Origin of the sequence: Rhodobacter capsulatus SB 1003, assembly GCF_000021865.1 — a bacterium.
Classification (GTDB): domain Bacteria; phylum Pseudomonadota; class Alphaproteobacteria; order Rhodobacterales; family Rhodobacteraceae; genus Rhodobacter; species Rhodobacter capsulatus_B.
Map to the genome: position 1 here is coordinate 1187813 of NC_014034.1, position 21534 is coordinate 1209346.

The 21534-nt window shown below is 67.4% G+C and carries 23 protein-coding genes and 1 riboswitch; of the genes, 19 read left to right on the forward strand and 4 right to left on the reverse strand.

Going from position 1 to position 21534, the window contains the following annotated elements; translation table 11 throughout:
- Positions 1-6 precede the first annotated feature (6 nt).
- From RCAP_RS05570 to RCAP_RS05645, 16 genes are all read left to right on the forward strand, one after another.
- Positions 7-309, forward strand: coding sequence for a hypothetical protein (locus tag RCAP_RS05570; protein WP_013066852.1), 303 nt, complete (start codon positions 7-9; stop codon positions 307-309).
- Between the two features lie 180 nt (positions 310-489).
- On the forward strand, positions 490-1509 hold the full coding sequence (locus tag RCAP_RS05575; protein WP_013066853.1) for a PhoH family protein: 1020 nt from the start codon (positions 490-492) through the stop codon (positions 1507-1509).
- Complete coding sequence (gene ybeY / locus RCAP_RS05580) at positions 1490-2002, forward strand: rRNA maturation RNase YbeY (RefSeq protein WP_013066854.1); 513 nt, start codon at positions 1490-1492, stop codon at positions 2000-2002. Before RCAP_RS05575 ends, ybeY begins: the two co-directional genes overlap by 20 nt.
- Positions 2003-2030: 28 nt before the next feature.
- Positions 2031-2936 (forward strand): transporter associated domain-containing protein, encoded by a 906-nt coding sequence (locus RCAP_RS05585; RefSeq protein ID WP_013066855.1) that lies wholly within the window; start codon positions 2031-2033, stop codon positions 2934-2936.
- 21 nt (positions 2937-2957) lie between these two features.
- Positions 2958-4493, forward strand: a complete 1536-nt coding sequence (lnt, locus tag RCAP_RS05590) for an apolipoprotein N-acyltransferase (RefSeq protein WP_013066856.1) — start codon at positions 2958-2960, stop codon at positions 4491-4493.
- Positions 4494-4500: 7 nt separating this feature from the next.
- Positions 4501-4549, forward strand: a riboswitch (SAM-SAH riboswitch).
- Between the two features lie 7 nt (positions 4550-4556).
- Positions 4557-5723, forward strand: coding sequence for a methionine adenosyltransferase (gene metK, locus RCAP_RS05595; protein WP_013066857.1), 1167 nt, complete (start codon positions 4557-4559; stop codon positions 5721-5723).
- A 250-nt stretch (positions 5724-5973) separates the two neighbouring features.
- Positions 5974-6699 carry a tRNA (guanine(46)-N(7))-methyltransferase TrmB gene (trmB, locus tag RCAP_RS05600; protein WP_013066858.1) on the forward strand — a complete coding sequence of 242 codons (726 nt, stop codon included), beginning with the start codon at positions 5974-5976 and terminating at the stop codon, positions 6697-6699.
- A 95-nt stretch (positions 6700-6794) separates the two neighbouring features.
- The gene (gene aroA, locus RCAP_RS05605; RefSeq protein WP_013066859.1) at positions 6795-8138 is read left to right on the forward strand and encodes a 3-phosphoshikimate 1-carboxyvinyltransferase; all 1344 of its coding nucleotides are present in this window, start codon (positions 6795-6797) and stop codon (positions 8136-8138) included.
- A gap of 96 nt (positions 8139-8234) precedes the next feature.
- Positions 8235-8822, forward strand: coding sequence for a (d)CMP kinase (locus RCAP_RS05610; protein WP_013066860.1), 588 nt, complete (start codon positions 8235-8237; stop codon positions 8820-8822).
- Positions 8823-8900: 78 nt separating this feature from the next.
- Positions 8901-9533 (forward strand): NAD(P)H-dependent oxidoreductase, encoded by a 633-nt coding sequence (locus RCAP_RS05615; RefSeq protein WP_013066861.1) that lies wholly within the window; start codon positions 8901-8903, stop codon positions 9531-9533.
- A 161-nt stretch (positions 9534-9694) separates the two neighbouring features.
- Entirely contained in the window at positions 9695-11374 is a 1680-nt protein-coding gene (rpsA, locus tag RCAP_RS05620; RefSeq protein WP_013066862.1) for a 30S ribosomal protein S1, read from the forward strand.
- Between the two features lie 275 nt (positions 11375-11649).
- On the forward strand, positions 11650-11937 hold the full coding sequence (ihfB, locus tag RCAP_RS05625) for an integration host factor subunit beta (protein ID WP_013066863.1): 288 nt from the start codon (positions 11650-11652) through the stop codon (positions 11935-11937).
- A 6-nt stretch (positions 11938-11943) separates the two neighbouring features.
- Positions 11944-12300 carry a lipopolysaccharide assembly protein LapA domain-containing protein gene (locus RCAP_RS05630; RefSeq protein WP_013066864.1) on the forward strand — a complete coding sequence of 119 codons (357 nt, stop codon included), beginning with the start codon at positions 11944-11946 and terminating at the stop codon, positions 12298-12300.
- Between the two features lie 7 nt (positions 12301-12307).
- Complete coding sequence (locus tag RCAP_RS05635; protein WP_013066865.1) at positions 12308-12979, forward strand: phosphoribosylanthranilate isomerase; 672 nt, start codon at positions 12308-12310, stop codon at positions 12977-12979.
- 116 nt (positions 12980-13095) lie between these two features.
- On the forward strand, positions 13096-14328 hold the full coding sequence (gene trpB, locus RCAP_RS05640; protein ID WP_013066866.1) for a tryptophan synthase subunit beta: 1233 nt from the start codon (positions 13096-13098) through the stop codon (positions 14326-14328).
- A gap of 863 nt (positions 14329-15191) precedes the next feature.
- Positions 15192-15809 carry a helix-turn-helix transcriptional regulator gene (locus tag RCAP_RS05645; protein WP_013066867.1) on the forward strand — a complete coding sequence of 206 codons (618 nt, stop codon included), beginning with the start codon at positions 15192-15194 and terminating at the stop codon, positions 15807-15809.
- 6 nt (positions 15810-15815) lie between these two features.
- Here the strand turns inward: RCAP_RS05645 and RCAP_RS18360 are convergent, their stop codons facing one another.
- From RCAP_RS18360 to RCAP_RS05660, 3 genes are read right to left on the reverse strand one after another with little or no spacing between them, the layout of a single operon-like run.
- Complete coding sequence (locus tag RCAP_RS18360; RefSeq protein ID WP_013066868.1) at positions 15816-16316, reverse strand: GbsR/MarR family transcriptional regulator; 501 nt, start codon at positions 16314-16316, stop codon at positions 15816-15818.
- 9 nt (positions 16317-16325) lie between these two features.
- Positions 16326-17324 carry an aldose epimerase family protein gene (locus tag RCAP_RS05655; protein WP_013066869.1) on the reverse strand — a complete coding sequence of 333 codons (999 nt, stop codon included), beginning with the start codon at positions 17322-17324 and terminating at the stop codon, positions 16326-16328.
- Between the two features lie 54 nt (positions 17325-17378).
- Positions 17379-18341 carry a zinc ABC transporter substrate-binding protein gene (locus RCAP_RS05660; protein WP_013066870.1) on the reverse strand — a complete coding sequence of 321 codons (963 nt, stop codon included), beginning with the start codon at positions 18339-18341 and terminating at the stop codon, positions 17379-17381.
- A gap of 84 nt (positions 18342-18425) precedes the next feature.
- On the opposite strand from RCAP_RS05660, the gene RCAP_RS05665 reads away from it, so the two are divergent.
- The 3 genes from RCAP_RS05665 to RCAP_RS05675 are packed head-to-tail and all read left to right on the forward strand — an operon-like array spanning position 18426 to position 20501.
- Positions 18426-18929, forward strand: a complete 504-nt coding sequence (locus RCAP_RS05665) for a Fur family transcriptional regulator (RefSeq protein ID WP_013066871.1) — start codon at positions 18426-18428, stop codon at positions 18927-18929.
- Between the two features lie 2 nt (positions 18930-18931).
- Positions 18932-19723, forward strand: a complete 792-nt coding sequence (locus tag RCAP_RS05670) for an ATP-binding cassette domain-containing protein (RefSeq protein WP_013066872.1) — start codon at positions 18932-18934, stop codon at positions 19721-19723.
- The gene (locus RCAP_RS05675) at positions 19716-20501 is read left to right on the forward strand and encodes a metal ABC transporter permease (protein ID WP_013066873.1); all 786 of its coding nucleotides are present in this window, start codon (positions 19716-19718) and stop codon (positions 20499-20501) included. The genes RCAP_RS05670 and RCAP_RS05675 overlap by 8 nt, the downstream gene beginning before the upstream one ends.
- A 42-nt stretch (positions 20502-20543) precedes the next feature.
- Here the strand turns inward: RCAP_RS05675 and RCAP_RS05680 are convergent, their stop codons facing one another.
- Entirely contained in the window at positions 20544-21491 is a 948-nt protein-coding gene (locus tag RCAP_RS05680; protein WP_013066874.1) for a 1-phosphofructokinase family hexose kinase, read from the reverse strand.
- Between the last annotated feature and the right edge of the window lie 43 nt (positions 21492-21534).

The following is a 21534-nucleotide window of genomic DNA, read 5'->3' on the forward strand; positions in this document are numbered from 1 at the left end:
ACCACCATGAACGGCACGAAATTCCTGCTGCTGGGCGCCGCGGCGCTGGCGCTGGCGGCCTGCGACAACAGCTACGGCCCCGACAAGTCGATCGACCGCGGCATCAATTCCCACCATCTGAGCACGCTCAAGGCCGGGGTCTGGGTCGATCCCGAGGGCTGCGACCACTGGATCATCGACGATGGCGTCGAGGGCTACATGTCCGCCCGCGTCGATGATTACGGCAAGCCGATCTGCTCGGGCGCCGCGCCGCCGAACACCGCCGTCGGCCCGTTCAAGCAGGGCTCGCCGGTTCCCGATTACCTTTGACCGGGAAACCGGCATCTGCCCAAAAACAAGGCAATCCGGCCGCGCAACGCCCTGCGCGGCCGCTTTCATGTCGCACAGATGAATTTTTTGCCCCGACGCGGCTTTCGGGCCAACCAGCGCTTGCGTGGGACCCGGGGGGGGTGCACCATATCTTTACCAACCTAACCCAGGGAGACGTTGTTGGGCTTCAGCGCGATCACACCCCCGCCCCGCACTCAGGACGCTTACGAGACGCTTCTCGAGTATCCCGACAACCGGTTGCTGATCGACCTTTGCGGCGAATTCGACCGCAATCTGGCGCAGATCGAGCACAAGCTCTCGGTGCATATCCTGCGCCGCGGCAATCAGCTGGCGGTGGTGGGCACGGCCGAGGCGCAGGGGCAGGCGGGCTCGGTGCTCAATGCGCTTTACGCGCGGCTGGAGGCGGGCAAGCCGATCGACGCGGGCGAGATCGACGCGGCGATCCGGATGTCGGATCTGGGCCATGACGGGGTCTCTGTCGATGAACAGCTGGAGATGTTCGCGGCCGGAAAATACGAAATCCGCACCCGCAAGAAGCAGGTCGAGCCGCGCACGGATGCGCAAAAGGCCTATGTGCGGGCGCTGTTCGAGCATGAAATGGCCTTTGGCATCGGGCCTGCGGGCACCGGGAAAACCTATCTGGCCGTCGCCGTCGGCGTGACGATGCTGATCGGCGGTCTGGTCGACAAGATCATCCTGAGCCGTCCCGCGGTCGAGGCGGGCGAGCGTCTGGGCTTTCTGCCCGGCGACATGAAGGACAAGGTCGATCCCTACATGCAGCCGCTTTACGACGCGCTGAACGACTTTCTGCCCGCCAAGCAGATGGCCAAGCTGATGGAGGAAAAACGCATCGAAATCGCGCCCTTGGCCTTCATGCGCGGGCGCACGCTGTCGAATGCCTTTGTCGTGCTGGATGAAGCGCAGAACGCCACGACGATGCAGATGAAGATGTTCCTGACCCGTCTGGGGCAGGGGAGCCGGATGGTGATCACCGGCGACCGCACGCAGATAGACCTGCCGCGCGGCACCGCCTCCGGCCTTGCCGATGCCGAACGCATCCTGGGCGGGGTGAAGGGGATCGCCTTCAACTATTTCACCGCCGCCGATGTGGTGCGTCACCCGCTTGTGGCGCGGATCATTGACGCCTATGAACGGTCGGATGAAGGAACCGCTGGTTGACTGTCTGATCGAGGAAGCGGCCTGGCAGGGGATCGACCTTGCCGGGCTTTCGGAACGCGTGGCCCGGATTGTCCTGACCGATCAGGAGCTTGACCCGGAGGCCTGGGAAATCAGCCTGATCGGCTGCGACGATGCCCGCATCGCCGATCTGAACGCCGAGTTTCGGGGGAAACCTACGCCCACCAATGTCCTGTCCTGGCCCGCGCAGGATCTGGCGGCCGAGGACGACGGCGAGGAGCCGTATTTCCCCGAGCCCTTCGTGCCGGGCGAGCGTGATTCCCTTGGCGACATCGCGATTTCCTATCAGACCTGCCTGCGCGAGGCCGAGGCCGCGGGCAAATCCGTTCACGATCATGTCACACATCTGGTGATACATGGCGTTTTGCATCTTCTGGGCTATGACCACATCCGCGACGCAGACGCGCAGTTGATGGAAAGCATCGAAGTGCGTATCTTGGCCGCCTTGGGGATCGCCAATCCCTACGAGATCTAGCCCCGCGGGGCACAGTTGGAAAGGAACGATGGGACAAGTCGCAGACGGAAGCAATTCCGCCGCCGCCGCGCCCGCTTCGGAAGCCGAAGCCGGCGAGAGTAGCAACGAACCTCAGCCTAGAGGCTTTTTCGGGCGCATATTGGGTGCGCTTGGCGCCTCTCCGGGCGAGGCCGGTCCCGCCGAGGCGCAATCCGCCGCCACCGCGGCCGCCCCTCTGGGCCTGCCGGGGCTGGGCAACCTGCGCAAGATGCGGGTGGGCGATGTCGCCGTGCCAAAGGCCGAGATCGTCGCCGTTCCGGTCACCACCCCCCGCGACGAGCTGGTCGAGGTCTTTCGCACCCAGGGCTATTCGCGCCTGCCGGTGTTCAAGGACACGCTCGACAGTCCGATGGGGCTGGTACACCTGAAGGATCTGGCGCTGGCGCATGGCTTTGGCGGCGCCCCGGGCCGGTTCTCGCTGCGCAAGCTGTTGCGCCCGCTGCTGTATGTGCCGCCCTCGATGCCGATCGGTGTTTTGCTGCAAAAGATGCAGCTGCAGCGCATCCACATGGCGCTGGTGATCGACGAATATGGCGGGGTGGACGGTCTTGTCACGCTGGAAGACCTGATCGAACAGGTGATCGGCGAGATCGAGGACGAACATGACGAGGAAGAAGACGGCCTGTGGAAGCTGGAAAAGCCCGGGCAATGGCTGGTGCAGGCCCGCACGCCGTTGACCGATTTCGAGGCCGAGATCGGGATGAAACTGGCCGATGCCGAAGAGGGCGCCGAGATCGACACCCTGGGCGGGCTTGTCTTCATGCAGATCGACCGCGTGCCGACCCGGGGCGAGGTGATCGTGGCGGAAAACGGCGTCGAATTCGAGGTGGTGGACGCCGATCCGCGCCGGGTCAAGCGGCTGCGGGTGCGGCTGCCGGGCGTCGCCGCCGAATAGAACAAGCAGAACGGAACTTCCATGCGCGTGCCCCCGCTTTACAATCCCGCGGTCAAGATCCTTGTCTGGGGGCTGGCCGCGCTTCTGGGGGCGGGGGTGGCGCTGGGACAGGCGCCCTTTGGCCTGTGGGGCGTGGCGCTGGTCGCGCTCTCGCTTCTGATCGCGATGGGGCAGGCGACCTCTCCCTTTCGGGTCGGGCTGGCGGCGGGCACCGGCTATGCGGCGCTGGCGATGTTCTGGATCGTCGAGCCCTTCTTCGTCGAGCCCGAGATCTATGGCTGGATGGCGCCTTTCGCGCTTGTTTTCATGGCCTTGGGCATGGGGCTCTTCTGGGCCCTGGGCATGAGCCTTGGCGCGCGGCTGGGGGGCGCTTCGGTCTCGCGTTCGGCGGGGGTGGCGGTCGGGCTTTTCGGCGCCGATCTGGTGCGCAGCTACATCTTCACCGGGCTGCCCTGGGTGCTGTTCGGCCATATCTGGATCGACACGCCGCTGGCGCAGGGCGCGGCCCTTGTCGGCGCGATGGGGCTTGGCGCGCTGACGCTGGCGCTGGCGGTGCTGCCCTGGCTGATGCCCCGGGCGAACTGGCGACTGCCTGCGGCGGGCGTTTCGGCGGCGGTGATCGCGGCGCTTTGGGGCGCGGGCAGCTGGCAGCTGGCGCAGCCGGTGCCGCCGCGGGCCGCGCCGGTCAATCTGCGCATCGTGCAGCCGAATGCGCCGCAGGATCTGAAATGGCGCCCGGACTATGCCGAGGAATTCTTCTTTCGCCATCTGGATCTGACCGCGCAGCCGCCCGCACCCGGCAAGCCTGCGCCCGATCTGATTCTCTGGCCCGAAACCGCGGTGCCCTTTCTGCTCGATCGTGCGGGCGACGGTCTGACGATGATCGCCGAGGCGGCCCGCGGCGTGCCGGTTGCCGTGGGCATCCAGCGCGAGGAAGGCCTGCGCTATTTCAACAGCCTGGCGATGATCGGGGCGGGCGGCAAGATCGGCCCGGTCTATGACAAGGTGCATCTGGTGCCCTTTGGCGAATACATCCCCTTTGGCGATGAGCTGGCCCGGTTCGGGATCAGCGCCTTTGCCGCGCGCGAGGGCAACGGCTATTCCGCGGGGGTGACGCGCAAGCTGCTCGATCTGGGGCGGCTTGGCCTTGTGCAGCCGCTGATCTGCTACGAGGCGGTCTTTCCGCAGGACATGCACGCGGGTCGCCGCCCCGACTGGCTGTTGCAGATCACCAACGACGCCTGGTTCGGCGAGATGTCGGGCCCGGTGCAGCATCTGGTGCAGGCGCGGTTTCGGGCGATCGAATTCGGCCTGCCCTTGGCGCGGTCCGCCAATACCGGGATCTCGGCGCTGATCGATGCGCGCGGGCAGGTGGTGGAAAGCCTCGGCATGGGGCAACAGGGGGTGATCGACGCGGCCTTGCCCGGGTCCTTGCCCGCGCCGCCCTATGCGCGCTGGGGCGATCTGCCCTGGCTTGCAGGTCTTATCGCCGCAGTTGCCCTGGTTTGGGGGCTTGGGCGCAAATCGCGCGTTGACCGGCGCAGAATCGGGGGCTAGCGTCCCTTCACCACTCCAACGGCTTCCTGGCGGGGTGGGAACACATCAATGGAGCACTTCCCCATGTCACGTTCTAATTATGTCTTCACTTCCGAGTCCGTCTCGGAGGGTCACCCCGACAAGGTCTGCGACCGCATCTCCGATGCCGTTCTGGATGCCTTCCTTGCCGAAGAGCCGAATGCCCGCGTCGCCTGCGAGACCTTCGCCACCACCAATCAGGTGGTTGTCGGTGGGGAAGTGGGTCTGTCGGACAAGGCGAAACTGGCCGAGTTCATGGGCCGCATCGACGGGATCGTGCGCGATTGCGTCAAGGATATCGGCTATGAACAGGACGCCTTCCACTGGGCGACGCTGAACTTCGCCAATTACCTGCACCCGCAATCGGCGCATATTTCGCAAGGCGTCGACAAGGACGGGGCGGGCGATCAGGGCATCATGTTCGGCTATGCGACCGACGAGACGCCGGAACTGATGCCCGCGCCGATCCAGTATGCCCATGCGATCCTGCGCCGTCTGGCCGAGGTGCGCAAATCGGGCGCCGAGCCGACGCTGGGCCCGGATGCGAAATCGCAGCTGTCGGTGCGCTACGAGGACGGCAAGCCGGTCGGCGTGACCTCGATCGTGCTCTCGACGCAGCACAAATACGAATCCCAGACCTCGGATGACATCCGGGCCATCGTGGAGCCGCATATCCGCGCGGTTCTGCCCGCGGGCTGGATCGACGAGAAGACCGAATGGTGGGTGAACCCGACCGGGACCTTTGTCATCGGCGGGCCCGATGGCGACGCCGGTCTGACCGGCCGCAAGATCATCGTCGACACCTATGGCGGGGCTGCGCCGCATGGCGGCGGGGCCTTCTCGGGCAAGGACCCGACCAAGGTGGACCGCTCGGCCGCTTATGCCGCGCGCTATCTGGCGAAGAACGTGGTGGCCGCGGGTCTGGCGAAGCGCTGCCTGATTCAGGTGTCCTATGCGATCGGCGTGGCGAAACCGCTCTCGATCTATGCCGACACCTATGGCACGGGCGAGCTGCCGGATGCGGAAATCGAACGTATCGTGGCGGAATGCATGGATCTGACCCCGCGCGGCATCCGCACGCAGCTGGATCTGAACCGCCCGATCTATGCGCGCACCTCGGCCTATGGCCACTTCGGCCGCGCGCCGGAAGCCGATGGCGGCTTCAGCTGGGAGCGCACCGATCTGGTCGAGGCGCTGAAGAAAGCGGTCTGAGCCGGTTTCAAAAGATCACGGGGAAGGGGGCTTCGGCCCCCTTTTTCATGCGTTGCAGGATATTTCGCCTCGGGCAAGCCCGAGGCGACCCGCGGGCTCCGCCCCCCGCACCCCCCGGCGTATTTTGCCAAGGAAAAGCGCAAGACCGGGAAGGGTCGCGGTCAGAGCCCCCGGCGGGTCGCCTTGGCAAAAGCATCGCAGCCCATCCCCCCTTGACCGGGAGCCCCTTTGCGCCCTAAGGCGCAGCCCCATGACCGAGAGCCCCGAAACGCCCGACACCGCCCCGCCCGCCCCGCAACCGGAGTGGCGCAATTTCTATGGCCGCCGCTCGGGCAAGACGATGCGGGCCTCGCAAAAGACCTATATCAGCGAGGATCTGGCCTCGCTCACCCCCGGCGGCATCTCGAAAGAGGACAACCCGGGCCGCGAGACTCTCGACCCCGGCACGATCTTCGGCAAGGACGCGGCCCTGTGGCTGGAGGTCGGCTTCGGCGGCGGCGAGCATATGGTGCATATGGCGGCCCGCAATCCGGGGGTGAACATCCTCGGCTGCGAGCCCTTCATCAACGGTGTCGCGATGTTGCTCGGCAAGATCCGCACCGCGGGGGTGACCAACGTCGCGATCTGGCCGGGCGACGTGCGCGACGTGATGGAGGTGCTGCCCGAGGGCTGCATCGCCAAGGCTTTCCTGAATTACCCCGACCCCTGGCACAAGCGCCGCCACCATCGCCGTCGCTTCGTCACGCCGGGCTATCTGGGCGCGCTGTTCCGCATCCTTGCCCCGGGCGCCGAATTCCGCGTCGCCACCGATATCCCGAATTACATGGAGCAGGCGCTGATCGAGGCGCCGAAGGCCGGGTTTGACCTTGTCGCCCATTCCGGCACGCCCTGGGACGACTGGCTTTCGACCCGGTATGAGCAAAAGGCGCTGCGCGAAGGCCGGGTGCCCGATTACGCCACCTTCCGCAAGCCGTAAGCCGGGCAAGGGCGTATTTGCGCCAAGAAGAAACGCAGGGCTTTTCGGTCGGGGCGCGGTGCGCTAACAGGGCCCTGACATTCAGGGAGGCTTTCATGTCCGCTCACGGTTCCCCCATCCGCATGACGTCGCGCAAGGGCGGCCCGCTTTCGGGCGTGGCCGCGGTGCCGGGCGACAAGTCGATCTCGCATCGGGCGCTGATCCTTGGGGCGCTGTCGGTGGGCACGACGCGGATCACCGGGCTGCTTGAAGGCCAGGACGTGCTGGATACCGCCAGGGCGATGCAGGCCTTTGGCGCCACCGTCACCCGCACCGGCCCGGGCGCCTGGACGGTCGAGGGGGTGGGGGTCGGCGGTTTTGCCGAACCGGCCGAGGTGATCGATTGCGGCAATTCGGGCACCGGCGTGCGGCTGATCATGGGCTGCATGGCGACCAGCCCGATCAGTGCGACCTTCACCGGCGATGCCTCGCTTCGCAAGCGGCCGATGGGGCGGGTGACCGATCCGCTGGCGCTCTTCGGGGCGCGGTCCTACGGGCGCGCGGGCGGGCGGCTGCCGATGACGCTGGTGGGCGCGGCCGAGCCGGTGCCGGTGACCTACACCACGCCGATGGCCTCGGCGCAGGTGAAATCGGCGGTGCTGCTGGCGGGGCTGAATGCGCCGGGGCAGACCGTGGTGATCGAAAAGACGCCGACCCGCGATCACACCGAGCGGATGCTGCGCGGCTTTGGCGCCGAAGTCACGGTCGAGGCCACGCCCGAGGGCAACCGGATCACCCTCACGGGCCAACCGGAGTTGCGCGCGCAAGAGGTGGCGGTGCCGCGCGATCCCTCTTCGGCGGCTTTCCCGGTCTGCGCGGCGCTGCTGGTGCCGGGCTCGGACATCCTTGTGCCGGGGGTCAGCCAGAACCCGACCCGCAACGGGCTTTTCCTGACGCTGCGCGAGATGGGGGCCGATATCGAATTTCTCAATGAACGCGAGGAGGGCGGCGAGCCCGTGGCCGATCTGCGCGTGCGCCATTCGGCCCTGACGGGCATCGCAGTGCCGCCCGAGCGCGCGGCCGCCCAGATCGACGAATATCCGGTGCTGGCCGCTCTGGCCGCCTGTGCCAGCGGCACCACCGTGATGCGCGGTGTGCACGAGCTGCGGGTGAAGGAAAGCGACCGCATCGCGGCGATGGCGCGCGGGCTCGAAGCCTGCGGCGTCCGGGTCGAGGAAGACGAAGACACGCTGATCGTGCATGGCCTTGGGCCCGATGGGGTGCCCGGCGGCGCCACCGTCGCCACCCATATCGACCACCGCATCGCGATGAGCTTCCTTGTGCTCGGCCTTGTGTCGCAGCAGCCGATCTCGGTCGATGACGGCTCGCCGATTGCCACCTCCTTCCCGGTGTTCGAGGATCTGATGCGCCAGTTGGGCGCCAGCATCACCCGGGACTGAGGTCGAAAGGGCGTATTTGGACCAAGAAAAAGCCCATGGTTTCTTCTTGGTCCAAATACGCAAACTGCAACGTAAAAGCCCCGTGCGAGGTTCAAGATGATTTTCACCGTGGCGATCGACGGGCCTGCCGCAGCGGGCAAGGGCACGATTTCGCGCGCCGTGGCCGAACGCTTCGGCTTTGCGCATCTCGATACCGGGGCGCTTTATCGCGCCGTGGGCGTCAAGGGCGGCGATCCGGTGGCCGCCGCGCGCGGGCTGACGCCCGCGGATCTGGCGCGGGATGATCTGCGCACGCTGGAAGCGGGGCAGGCGGCCTCGAAGGTCGCCGTGATCCCCGAGGTGCGGCAAGCTCTGCTTGACTTTCAGCGCGACTTTGCCCGGCGCGCCGGTGGCGCGGTGCTGGACGGGCGCGACATCGGCACCGTCATCTGCCCCGAAGCCGAGGTGAAGCTCTTCGTCACCGCCAGCCCCGAGGTGCGGGCGCATCGGCGCTGGCTGGAGGTCGGCGGCGACGCCGCGCAGGTGCTCGCCGAGGTGAAGGAGCGCGACGCCCGCGACATGACCCGCGCCGATGCGCCGCTCAAACCCGCTGCGGATGCCGTGGTGATCGACACGTCACGTCTGAGCATCGAGGAAGCCATCGCGGCGGCCTGCGCGGTGGTGTCCGAACGGCTGTGCAAATAGGCGCAGAAGCTTTCGTTGCTTCGTGCGGTTGTGCGCATATCTTGGCGCCACACGCTCAACCGCGAAAGGATGCCCCCGATGTTGCTTGATACCCTGAACTGGCGCTATGCGACGAAAAAGATGGACCCGGCCAAGGCCGTTTCCGAAGACAAGGTCGAAAAGATCGTGACCGCGGCGCAGATGGCGCCGACCTCCTCGGGGCTGCAGCCCTTTGAAATTCTGGTGATCACCAACAAGGATCTGCGCGCCAAGATCTCGGCCGCGGCTTTCGGTCAGACCCAGATCACCGATGGCTCGCATCTGGTCGTCTTTGCCGCCTGGGACAATTACACCGCCGCGCGCATCGACGCGGTGGTCGATCTGCATGTCGCCGAACGCGGCATCCCGCGCGAGATGGTGCAGCCCTATTACGACAACCTCAAGGCGATGTATCTGGCCCGCAGCGAAGAGGTGAACGCCGCCCATGCCGCGCATCAGGCCTATATCGCCTTCGGCATCGCGCTGGCGCAGGCGGCCGAGCTGGAAGTCGACGCGACCCCGATGGAGGGTTTCGATCCGGCCGCGGTGGATGAAATCCTGGGTCTGCGGGAAAAGGGCCTGCGCGCCGTCACGCTGATGCCGCTGGGCTACCGCGCCGCCGAGGGCGACTGGCTGGCTGGCATGAAGAAGGTGCGCAAGCCGCTTTCGGAGCTGGTGACCCGCATCGACTGAGGCACCGGGGCCGAAAACCCTTGCCCCACAGGCGATTCCCGCCTATAGGGGCCACGTCCGCAAGGGGGCAGGCGCAGGTCTGCCCCCTTCGGCATACGCAACGAAAGACCGGCGGAGCCAACCGCATGGCCAGAAAACCCACATAAAGGAAACTAGACCGCATGTGCGCCAAAGCTAGCATGGAAGAATTCGAAGCCCTTCTGAAGGAAAGCTTCGAGATCGACACCCCCCAGGAAGGGTCTGTCGTCAAGGGTAAGGTCATCGCCATCGAGGCGGGCCAGGCCATCATCGACGTCGGCTACAAGATGGAAGGCCGCGTTGATCTGAAAGAATTCGCGAATCCCGGTGAAGCTCCCTCGATCGCCGTCGGCGACGAGGTCGAAGTTTACCTCGATCGCGTCGAAAACGCCCGTGGCGAAGCCGTCATCTCGCGCGAGAAAGCCCGTCGCGAAGAAGCCTGGGACCGTCTCGAAAAAGCCTATGCCAGCGAAGAGCGCGTCGATGGCGCCATCTTCGGGCGCGTCAAGGGCGGCTTCACCGTCGATCTGGGCGGCGCCGTGGCCTTCCTGCCGGGCAGCCAGGTCGACGTCCGTCCGGTGCGCGACGCGGGCCCGCTCATGGGTCTCAAGCAGCCGTTCCAGATCCTCAAGATGGACCGTCGTCGTGGCAACATCGTTGTCTCGCGTCGCGCCATCCTGGAAGAATCGCGGGCCGAACAGCGCGCCGAAGTCATCGGCAACCTGACCGAAGGTCAGATCGTCGACGGCGTCGTGAAGAACATCACCGAATACGGTGCCTTCGTTGATCTGGGCGGCGTCGATGGCCTGCTCCATGTCACCGACATGGCCTGGCGCCGCGTCAACCACCCGTCGGAGATCCTCACGATCGGCGAGACCGTCAAGGTCCAGGTCGTCAAGATCAACAAGGACACCCACCGCATCAGCCTCGGCATGAAGCAGTTGCTGAACGACCCGTGGGATTCGGTGGAAACCAAATTCGCGCTGGGTTCGGTCCACAAGGGCCGCGTCACCAACATCACCGATTACGGCGCCTTCGTGGAGCTGGAAGCCGGTGTCGAGGGTCTGGTGCACGTCTCGGAAATGTCCTGGACCAAGAAGAACGTCCACCCCGGCAAGATCGTCTCGACCTCGCAGGAAGTCGACGTCATGGTGCTGGAGATCGACACCGCGAAACGTCGCGTCTCGCTCGGCCTCAAGCAATGCCTGCGCAACCCGTGGGAAGCCTTTGCCGATGCCCATCCGGTGGGCAGCGTGATCGAGGGTGAAGTCAAGAACATCACCGAATTCGGTCTGTTCATCGGCCTTGAAAACGACATCGACGGCATGGTGCACCTGTCCGACCTGTCGTGGGACAAGCGCGGCGAAGAAGCGATCCAGGAATACCGCAAGGGCGACGTCGTGCGCGCGGCGGTCACCGAAGTCGACACCGACAAGGAACGCATCTCGCTCTCGATCAAGGCGCTGGATGCCGACACCTTCTCGGATGCGGTCGATGGCGTGAAACGGGGCTCGGTGATCACCGTGAACGTCACCGCGATCGAAGACGGCGGCATCGAGGTCGAATACAACGGCATGAAGTCCTTCATCCGCCGTTCGGATCTGGCCCGCGACCGTGCCGATCAGCGCCCCGAGCGCTTCCAGGTGGGCGATCACGTCGATGTGCGCGTCGTCAACATCGACAGCAAGACCCGCAAGCTGGGCGTGTCGATCAAGGCGCGCGAGATCGCCGAAGAGAAGGAAGCCGTGGAGCAATACGGCTCGTCCGACTCGGGCGCCTCGCTCGGCGACATCCTCGGCGCCGCGCTCAAGGGCCGCGAATAATCTTTCCCGCAAGGGATCGGAAAGGCCCCGCTTTTGCGGGGCCTTTTGCTTTGCGCGATTCGCCACGGGGGGGCGCGTCGGGGGCGAAACCGGCTTTCCGCGGGGTAAGCCGATGGGTGCGTGCGTCCGAGCGCCGCAGATCGGGCCCGAAACCGCGATGGCATGCGATAATTTCCCGCCTTTCCAAGCCATTGCTGTTTGTGTCGCGGAAAATTCCTCCTATAGTCGGCGCAAGAACCAGTCCGGGTCGAGCCGGGTGACGGGGGAGATGACGCATGATCCGCTCTGAATTGATCGCCAAGATCGCCGAAGAGAATCCGCATCTGTTTCAGCGCGACGTGGAGAAGATCGTGAACACGATCTTCGAAGAGATCATCGAGGCGATGGCCCGCGGTGATCGCGTCGAGCTGCGCGGCTTTGGCGCCTTTTCGGTGAAGAAACGGGACGCTAGAACCGGGCGCAATCCGCGCACCGGCACATCGGTCGCGGTGGATGAAAAACACGTGCCCTTCTTCAAGACCGGCAAGCTTTTGCGTGACCGGCTGAACGGGGGAGAGGAGTAAGACCCGATGTTCCGCGCGATCCGCTACCTGTTCCTGGCTTGCCTGATCCTTGTTCTGGTGACGCTGGCGATGTCCAACCGCGAGGTGGTGACGCTGAGCCTGCTGACCTCCGAGATCGAGGCTTTCGTGGGCTTCAACCTGCATCTGCCGGTGCCGCTGTTCTTCGTCTTCTTCGGCGGCATGGTGCTGGGGCTGGGCGTCGGCTTCGTCTGGGAATATCTGCGCGAGCATCGCTTCCGCAAGACCGCCCGCAAGGCGACGAAACAGGCCGCGACGCTGGAGCGCGAACTGGGGCGGCTGAAGGAAAAGACGCAGGGCCCGAAGGACGAGGTTCTGGCGCTGCTCGACAAGCCGCGCGCCTGAGGGCGCCGTGGTCACCGTCGCCGTCAACCGTGGCCGCCCCGGCGGGGTGCGCTGCAAGATCTGCGGGCTGAGAACCCCGGCCGATGTGGGAGCTGCCGCGATGGCGGGGGCGGGCTACATCGGCCTTGTGTTTTTCCCCCGCTCGCCCCGGCATCTGGAGATCGGTGCCGCCCGCGATCTGGCGCTGGCCGCGCCGGTGGGGCTGGCCAAGGTCGGGCTGGTCGTCGATGCCGAGGACGCGGATCTGGAGGCGATCACCGCCTCGGTGCCGCTCGACATGCTGCAACTTCATGGGCGCGAAAGCCCGGCCCGGGTGGCCGAGGTGAAGGCGCGGTTCGGCCTGCCGGTGATGAAGGCCCTGGGCGTGGCCGAGGCGGCCGATCTGGCGGCGATCGCCGAATATGAGGCGGTGGCGGATCAGATCCTGATCGATGCGAAAGCGCCGAAGGGCGCGGCGCTGCCGGGCGGCAATGGCCTGTCTTTCGACTGGCGGCTGATTGCGGGCCGGGTCTGGCAACGTCCGTGGATGCTGGCCGGGGGGCTGACGCCAGAGAACGTGGCGGAAGCGGTGCGGCTGACCGGGGCGGCTCAGGTCGACGTGTCGTCGGGGGTGGAATCGGCGCCCGGGGTCAAGGAGGCCGCCCGGATTGCCGCCTTTGTCGCGGCGGCGCAGGGGTAGGGTGGGGTTTCACCCCCACACCCCCAGCGTATTTTGGCCAAGAAGAAACAGGAACTTTACCCCGAGGGGGGGGCGCGCTATCTGCTGTTGGCGCGTGAAGGACAAAGGGGACGGCGATGGCGGAAGATCGGCTCAACAGTTTCATGACGGCTCCGGACGAGAGCGGCCGGTTCGGCATTCACGGCGGGCGCTTCGTGTCCGAAACGCTGATGCCGCTGATCCTTGAACTCGAGGCGCAATACGAGCACGCCAAGACCGACCCGAGCTTCTGGGCCGAGATGGAGGCGCTTTGGAAGCATTACGTCGGCCGTCCCTCGCCGCTTTATTTCGCGCCGCGGATGACCGAGGAGCTGGGCGGCGCCAAAGTCTATCTGAAGCGCGAGGAGCTGAACCACACCGGCGCGCACAAGATCAACAACGTGCTGGGGCAGATTTTGCTCGCCCGGCGCATGGGCAAGACCCGGATCATCGCCGAGACCGGGGCGGGGCAGCATGGCGTGGCGACGGCCACCGTCTGCGCGAAGTTCGGGCTGCAATGCATTGTTTACATGGGCGCCACCGACGTTGAACGTCAGGCGCCGAACGTGTTCCGGATGAAGTTGCTCGGCGCCGAGGTGGTGCCGGTGACCTCTGGTCGCGGCACGCTGAAAGATGCGATGAACGATGCTTTGCGCGACTGGGTGACCAATGTGCGCGACACGTTCTATTGCATCGGCACCGTCGCGGGGCCTGCGCCCTATCCGGCGATGGTGCGGGATTTCCAGTCGATCATCGGCAAGGAAACCCGCTGGCAGCTGCAGGAACAAGAGGGCGAAGGCCGTCTGCCCGACACGATCATCGCCTGCGTCGGCGGCGGCTCGAACGCCATGGGGCTGTTCCATCCGTTCCTGGATGACCCTTCGGTGCGCATCATCGGGGTCGAGGCCGGAGGGCTTGGGGTGGACGACCGGATGCAGCATTGCGCGTCCTTGACCGGCGGGCGCCCGGGCGTGCTGCATGGCAACCGCACCTATCTGTTGCAGGACGAGGACGGGCAGATCCTGGAGGGGCATTCGATCTCGGCCGGCCTTGATTATCCGGGCATCGGGCCGGAGCATTCGTGGCTGCATGACATCAAGCGCGCCGAATATGTCTCGATCTCCGATGCCGAGGCGCTCGACGCCTTCCAGTTCTGCTGTCGGACCGAGGGGATCATTCCGGCCTTGGAAAGCAGCCATGCGCTCGCCCATGTGATGAAACTCGCGCCGACGCTGCCGAAAGACCACATCATCGTGGTCAACCTCTCGGGCCGGGGCGACAAGGACATTTTCACCGTGGCGAAGCACCTGGGCGTCGAGATGAAGGTCTGATCCGCCCGGCGGAGGACCCGATCAAGGCGGCGCCCGGGGCGCCGCTTTTGGTTTTCGGCCTCTACACCAAGGTTTATGCGGCGCAATCCGGCACGAAAACCGCCGGTTTATACCTTTCGCTGAATTGCCTTTCCGGGTGAGGCGGGCGAACAGGGCCGTGTCGCGTCCCCCAAACGTGACCTGCTGACCTCGACACCGGGCCGGGCCGCCACTCACGATGCGAACGGGCCGTTGTCGGGAGGCCGGGACAGATGTACTGCTTCGCCAGGGCGCGCCCGCGTCCGGCGGTTCCTCAGCGCGCCCCGATCCAGCGGAGGGGGCGCGCCTTTTTCGGAGTGAGATCATGCGATCGCGCCTGCCCCGTCTTGCCCCCGTCGCGCCGCTGGCGCTGAGCCTTGCGCTGGCTGCGCTTGCCGCCCGGGCCGAGACCCAGGCCGAGATCGTGGCGCAGATGCAGGCCGAGGGCTACCGCTCCATCGAGGTTTCGACCACCTGGCTGCGCCGGGTGCGGATCGTCGCCGAGGGGGGGGCGGGCCTGCGCGAAGTGGTGATCGACCCCCCGCAACGGCGAGGTGCTGCGCGATTTCGCCGATCGCGCGCCGCGCCGCGGCGGGATGGCGCCTCCGCCCGGACCGCGTCCGGGGGGCATGCCGCCGGGGGGCGATCCGTCGCGCCCCGGGGGGCCGGGCGGCCCCGGTGGCCCCGGACCCGGTGGTCCCGGGCCGGGCGGCCCCGGGCCGGGCGGGGCAGGACCGGGCGGGGCAGGACCGGGCCGGGATGGCGGGCCGGGCGGCCCCGGATCCGGTGGCGACAGGGGGCCGGGCGGCCCCGCGGGTGCCGGGATGGGTGGGTCCTGACCGATCATGGCCCTGACCGATCCGACCGACCTTCCCCCCGCGCCGCAAGGCCCGCTGCGGCGCCCGGCCTGGCTGAACCTGCGCGTCGCGCTGCTGCCGCTCTTTCTTGTGCAGACGGTGACGGCGCTGTTCTTCGTCTCTGACATCGTGTTTGCGCTGCTGGGCATCGAGGTTGCCCCGATCAACTGGAAACTGCGCGAGGCAATGGAGATCTCGGCCGCGCTCGGGCTGGTGCTGGGGCTGGTCTTCGGCGCGCAGGCGCTGCTTTCGGCCCGGCACGAGGCGCGGGTGGCGACGGAAAAGCTGCGCCGGGCCTCGACCGCCTTTGCCGAATTGCTGAGCGAGCGCTTTGCCGAATGGCGGCTGACCGCGGCCGAGCGGGAGGTGGCGCTGTTTGCGATCAAGGGGCTGACGCTGGCCGAGATTGCCGGTCTGCGCGCCACATCGGAAGGCACGGTGAAGGCGCAGACGGCGTCGATCTACCGCAAGGCGGGGGTGTCGACGCGCAGCCAGCTGGTGTCGATCTTCATCGAGGATCTGATGGACGAGCCCACCGCCCGGTTCACCGACATCCCGGCCAGCACGATCGGCCCGCCCAGACGCGCGGCGCAGGGCGGCCGCTGAGCCGCCTCACTTCTCGCCGCGGTGCTTTTTCTTCGCCTTCTTCTCGGCGGCCATGCCCTGCATCAGCTCGGTCAGATCGCGGCGCATCAGCTTTGAAAACCACTGCGAGGCCGCCCCGGCCATCTCGGCCAGATCCTGCATCCGGCTGTCGTCCTCGGCCTGGGCAAGCGCGGTCAGCCGGTCGACCAGCGGCGCGATCTCGCGGCGGTGCCGTTCCGCCAGACCGGCGCGCAACAGCGCCCAGGGGTTCGGATCGGCGGTGAAGAAATCGCGCCGCAGCCCGGGCTTGCGGCTGACCTGCACCAGACCGGCCTGCCGCAATTCCTTGAGCGCGACCGAGACATTCGAGCGTGAAAGGCCAAGTCCCGTTGCCAGATCCTCGGCCGAGGGGGTGTCGGTGGCCCGCCAGATCGCGGCCAGGCATTGCCCGGCGGCGCGGCTCAGGCCGAAGGCGCTGGCCAGATCGGCGAAAAGCTGCGTCAGATCCGAGGGGGCAGGCGCGGTCATGGGGCCTCTTCAAGCGGCGGGACGGCGGGTCAGGTGCACGGCGCTACGTTGCCGCCAAGGCGTGCCGGGCGCAAGCGTGATCGGCGGGAAATCGGCGTGGCGGGGCGCATCGGGCCAAAGCTGCGGCTCCAGCGCCACCCCGGCATGGGCGTCATAGGGCGTGCCCGTCAGCCCGGGGAAGGGGGCGGACTGAAGCGCGCGGCCGTCATAGATCTGCAGCCCCGGCGCGTCGCTGTGCAGATCAAGGTGGACGCCCTTTGCCCCCGTCAGCTGCGCCACGGGGCGCAAGCCACTGCCTGACAGGCAGAAATTGTGATCGACCGGGGGCAGGTCGGGCAGCGGTCGGGGGGCGCGCAGATCAAGGGTCAGCGTCTCGACCGGCACCGGGGCCAGCGGCAGGTTTTCGGCATCGGTGGGCAGGATGTGATCGGCCGCGACCGAAAGCCTGTGCCCCGCCGTCGTCGCCGTGCCGTCCAGGTTCCAATAGGGGTGATGCGCCAGGTTCATCAGCGTCAGCGCATCGGTTTCGGCCGCAAGCGTGATTTCCAGCGTGGCCGGGGGGGCCAGCCGATAGCTGGCGCGGATCACCCGGTTGCCGGGCAGCGCCGCCGCGCCATCGGGCAGATCAAGACGCAGGGTCACCGCCGCGGCGCGGACCTCCTCGATCGTCCAGATGCGCTGCGAAATCCCCTCGGCGCCCGAATGCAGCAGGTTCGCCCCGTCATTGGGCTGCGCCTGCCACAGGCGCCCGTCGAGCGTCACCTGCGCCCGCCACAGCCGGTTCGCCACCGGCCCGACCACCGCGCCGCACCAGTGCAGGCGCTGTTCGTAAGCGGCCAGAAGATCCGAGCCCAGCACCAAAGGCCAGGGCGTGCCCGCCAGCCGCAGATCCTGCAGCGTCGCCCCGAAGGTCAGGACGCGCGCGGTCAGCTCGCCCGCGCGCAGCGTGATCGCCTCGACCGTCTGGCCGGTGGCGGTGGTGCCGAAACGGCGGATGTCTGATGTCATGGGGCCTCCCGCTCTGGTGCTACTCCAGCACGGAAGGCCCCAAAGAACAAGGGATTACGGCGCGAGGCAGTCGCGCATCGCCCGGCCGAGACCCGTCAGCACCGCGTTATAAAGCCCGGGCCCATAGGGCAGGGTCGAGCCCTCGGGGTCAAGCGCGGCGCCGCGTTTCGCCGGCGTGCCCTCGAGCAGCATCTCGACCTGTTTCGGATCGTGGTTCGCCTCGGGGAAGGCGCAGACGACGCCCTTGGCGCTCAGGCTGTCGCGCAGATCGCGCAGATGCGCCGCGCCCGGATCGGCCGCATCGCCCATCGAGACCGAGCCCGCCGAGGTCAGCCCGTAATGGCTGGTGAAATAGCCATAGGCATCGTGAAAGGTGACGAAGGGGCGGCCCTTGAGCGGCGCCAGGTCCGCCATCAGCTGCGCATCGAGCGTCGCCAGCCGCAGCCGCGCCTGCGCCGCATTGGCAATATAGGTCGCGCCATGTTCGGGGTCGCGCCGCGCCAGTTCCGAGCCGATCAGCGTCAGCCATGTCCCCGCATTCACCGGCGAAAGCCAGGCATGCGGGTCAAGCCCCTCGTGGTGATGCTCTTCGCCATGTTCGTCGTGATCATGCGCGTCGTGATCGTGGCCCTCGTGGGCGTGGTCCGGCGCATGGCCGCCGACATGCGGCTTGCCGCCGAAATCAAGCAGCAGCGTGCCCGGCGCATCCAGCAGCGCCACCGCCTTGCCCGGGCCCTGCAGCCCGTCGATGGCGCGATCGAGCCAGGGCGTCATCTTGGGGCCGACCCAAAGCACCAGATCGGCCTCTTGCAGCGCCGCCGCCTGGCTGGGTTTCAGCTGATAGGAATGCGCATTCCCCCCCTGTTCGAGCAGAACGGCGGGGCTGCCCAGATCGCCCATCACCTGCGCGACAAGCGAGTGCACCGGCGGGATGTCGGTCACCACCTTGGGCACCTCGGCAAGGGACGGGCTGGCAAGGGCGGACAGCAGCAGGGCGGTCAGGGCGGGGCGTTGCATGGGATTCCTCGGCAAGGCTTGCGGGTCGGGAGGCGGTTCTCTATGTTATGAGATAACAAGTCAAGCGAAATGTGATAGAGTAACATGAACGGCAAGACCGATCCGGGCCGCGCCTTCGCGCATCACGACCACGCCCATTGCGCGGGCGACACCTTGGCGCGGGCCGAGGCGGAAGCCGCGCGGCGGGGGCTGCGCTTCACCCCGGTGCGCAAGCGGGTGCTGCAGATCCTGCTCGAGGCCCACCGGGCGATGGGCGCCTATGAGGTGCTTGACCGGCTTTCGGCCGAGGGCTTCGGCAATCAGCCGCCCGTCGCCTATCGGGCGCTCGAATTTCTGGTCGAGGCGGGTCTGGCGCATCGGGTGCAGGGGTTGAATGCCTTTGCCGCCTGCATGCATCCCGGGGAAACCCATGCGCCGGTGTTCCTGATCTGCCGCGATTGCGATGCGGTGGCCGAGGCGCAGGCGGCGCCGGTGCGGGCGGCGCTCGATCAGGTTGCGGGGGCGCTTGGCTTTGCCATCGAGCGCGCCAGTTTCGAGGCGGTGGGGCTCTGTCCCGCCTGCCGGGCGCGGGCGGAAGGTCGGGCGTGACCATGCTGATCACGGCGGAAAATCTTTCGGTGCGGCATGGCGAGGCCGTGGTGCTGACGGGGGTCGATTTCACCCTGGCGCCGGGCGAGATCGTCACTGTCGTGGGGCCGAACGGCTCGGGGAAATCGACGCTGATCCGGGCGCTGATCGGGCTCGAACCGGCGGCGACGGGGCGGGTCAGTCGCGCGCCCGGGCTGCGCATCGGCTATGTGCCGCAAAAGCTGCATATCGACGCCGGTCTGCCGATGACGGTGCGCCGTTTCCTGTCGCTGCCCCGGCGCGTCAGCGATGCGGCCGCTGCGGCGGCGCTGGCGCGGGTCGGCGTTCCGGGGCTGGGGCCGCGGCCGCTTGCCCGGCTTTCGGGCGGGCAGTTCCAGCGCGTGCTTCTGGCGCGGGCGCTCTTGGGTGCGCCGCAGGTGCTGATCCTCGACGAGCCGACGCAGGGGCTGGATCAGCCCGGCACGGCGGCCTTTTACCGGCTGATCGAGGAGGTCCGGGCCGAGACCGGCGCCGCGGTGCTGATGGTCAGCCATGACCTGCATGTGGTGATGGCGGCCTCGGACCGGGTGGTCTGCCTCAATGGCCATGTCTGCTGCGCGGGCACGCCCAAGGTGGTCTCGGCCGCGCCGGAATATCGCGCGCTCTTCGGGCTGGGCACCGGCGGGGCCTTTGCGCTGTATCGCCATGTGCATGACCACGAGCATGACGAGGGTCACGGTCACGACCCCGCCGCCCCGCACAAGGCGCATCCCTCTGCGCATGTGCATGGACCGGAGTGTCGCCACGATGCTTGACGATTTCCTGATCCGCGCGGCGCTGGGCGGCGTCGGGCTGACGCTGGCGACGGGGCCCTTGGGCTCTTTCGTGATCTGGCGGCGCATGGCCTATTTCGGCGATGCGACGGCGCATGCCGCGATTCTGGGGGTGGCGCTGGCCTATGGTTTTGGCGTCTCGGTCTATGCGGGCACGCTTGCCGTGGCGCTGGCCATGGCGCTGACGGTGGCCAGCCTGTCCGGGCGCGGCCATGCGATGGATACGGTTCTGGGCGTGCTCGCCCATTCGGCGCTGGCCTTCGGGCTCGTCGCGGCCTCGTTCTTTTCCGGGCTGCGGGTCGATCTGTCGGCCTTCCTGTTCGGCGACATCCTGGCGGTCAGCCGCACCGATCTGGCGGTGATCTGGGGCGGTTCGGCGCTGGTGGCGGCGGTGCTGGCCTGGCGCTGGCAGGGGCTTTTGACCGCGACGGTGAACGAGGAACTGGCGCAGGCCTCGGGGCTTGATCCGCGGCGCGAGCGGCTGGTGCTGGTTCTGGCGCTGGCGCTGACGGTGGCGGTGGCGATCAAGATCGTCGGGGCGCTGCTGATCGCGGCGTTGCTGATCGTGCCCGCGGCGGCGGCACGGCAACTGGCGCGCGGGCCCGAGACGATGGCGCTGGCCGCCACCGGGATCGGTGCGCTGGCGGTGCTGGGCGGGTTGCAGGCCTCGCTCGCCTTCGACACGCCTGCCGGTCCCTCGATCGTCGCGGTGGCGGCGGGGATCTTTGCGCTGACGCTTCTGCTGCGGCGCGCGGGCTAGGGGCGCAGGGGGGCAGAGCCCCCCTCGTCCCCGGTTTGGGTCTCAGATCTTTTCCAGCGACGAGGCGCGCAAGAGCCGTTTCACATCGGCCAGCGTGCAAAGGTCGGTGGCGGGTGTCATCACCGCCGCCGCCGCCGCCGCCGCGCCCCAGCGCAGCGCCTCGGGCAGGCTCAGCCCGCGGCCGAGGCTGAGGGTGAAGGCGGCGACGAAACTGTCGCCCGCGCCGACCTTGGAGACCACCTTGTCGGGAATGGCCTGCGCCACCCAGCGCTCGGTCTCGGTCGCAAGCACGTTGCCATCGGCGCCGCGGGCGACGACGACGGCGCGGGCGATGCCGCGCCGGACCAGGTCCTGCGCGAAATCGGCGCTGTCGGCGCGCGCGGGCAGGGCGCGGCCCGCCAGCTCCTCGGCTTCAAGATCATCCATCCGCAGCACGTCGACGGGCTTCGCCCCGGCGGTCAGCAGCTGGTGCAGCGCCTTGCCCGAGGTATCCAGAAAGAACCGTGCCCGGGTGCGGGCGATTTTCGTCGCCAGCCGCGCCGGAAAGTCGTCGGGCACGCCCGGCGGCTGGCTGCCCGAGAGCACGACGATGCCGTTTTCGGGCGCCGCTTTTGCGATCCGGTCCATCACCTTGGTCACGTCGCTGGCCGACCAGGTCGGGCCGGGCATGACGAAGCGGTATTGTTCGCCCGTCGTCGCATCGGTGACGGTCAGGCTTTGCCGCGTCTCGCCGGGGGCGGGGAAGGGGGCAAGGCCGATCCCCTGTTCGGCCAGCAGATGCATGACCTTGTCGCCGGTGGGCCCGCCAAGGGCCACGAAGGCGGTGGAATGGCCGCCCAAGGCCGAGATCGCCCGGCTGACGTTCAGACCGCCGCCGCCCGGATCGGTCTCGGGGCGGGTGCAGCGCAGCTTGCGTTCGGGGGCGACCTGATCGGCGTGGATCGAAAGATCGACGGTGGGGTTCAGGGTGACGGTCAGGATGGCAGTCATGCCGGGCCTTTCTTGCGGCCCGCGCGGGGCCGGTTTCGGGTCT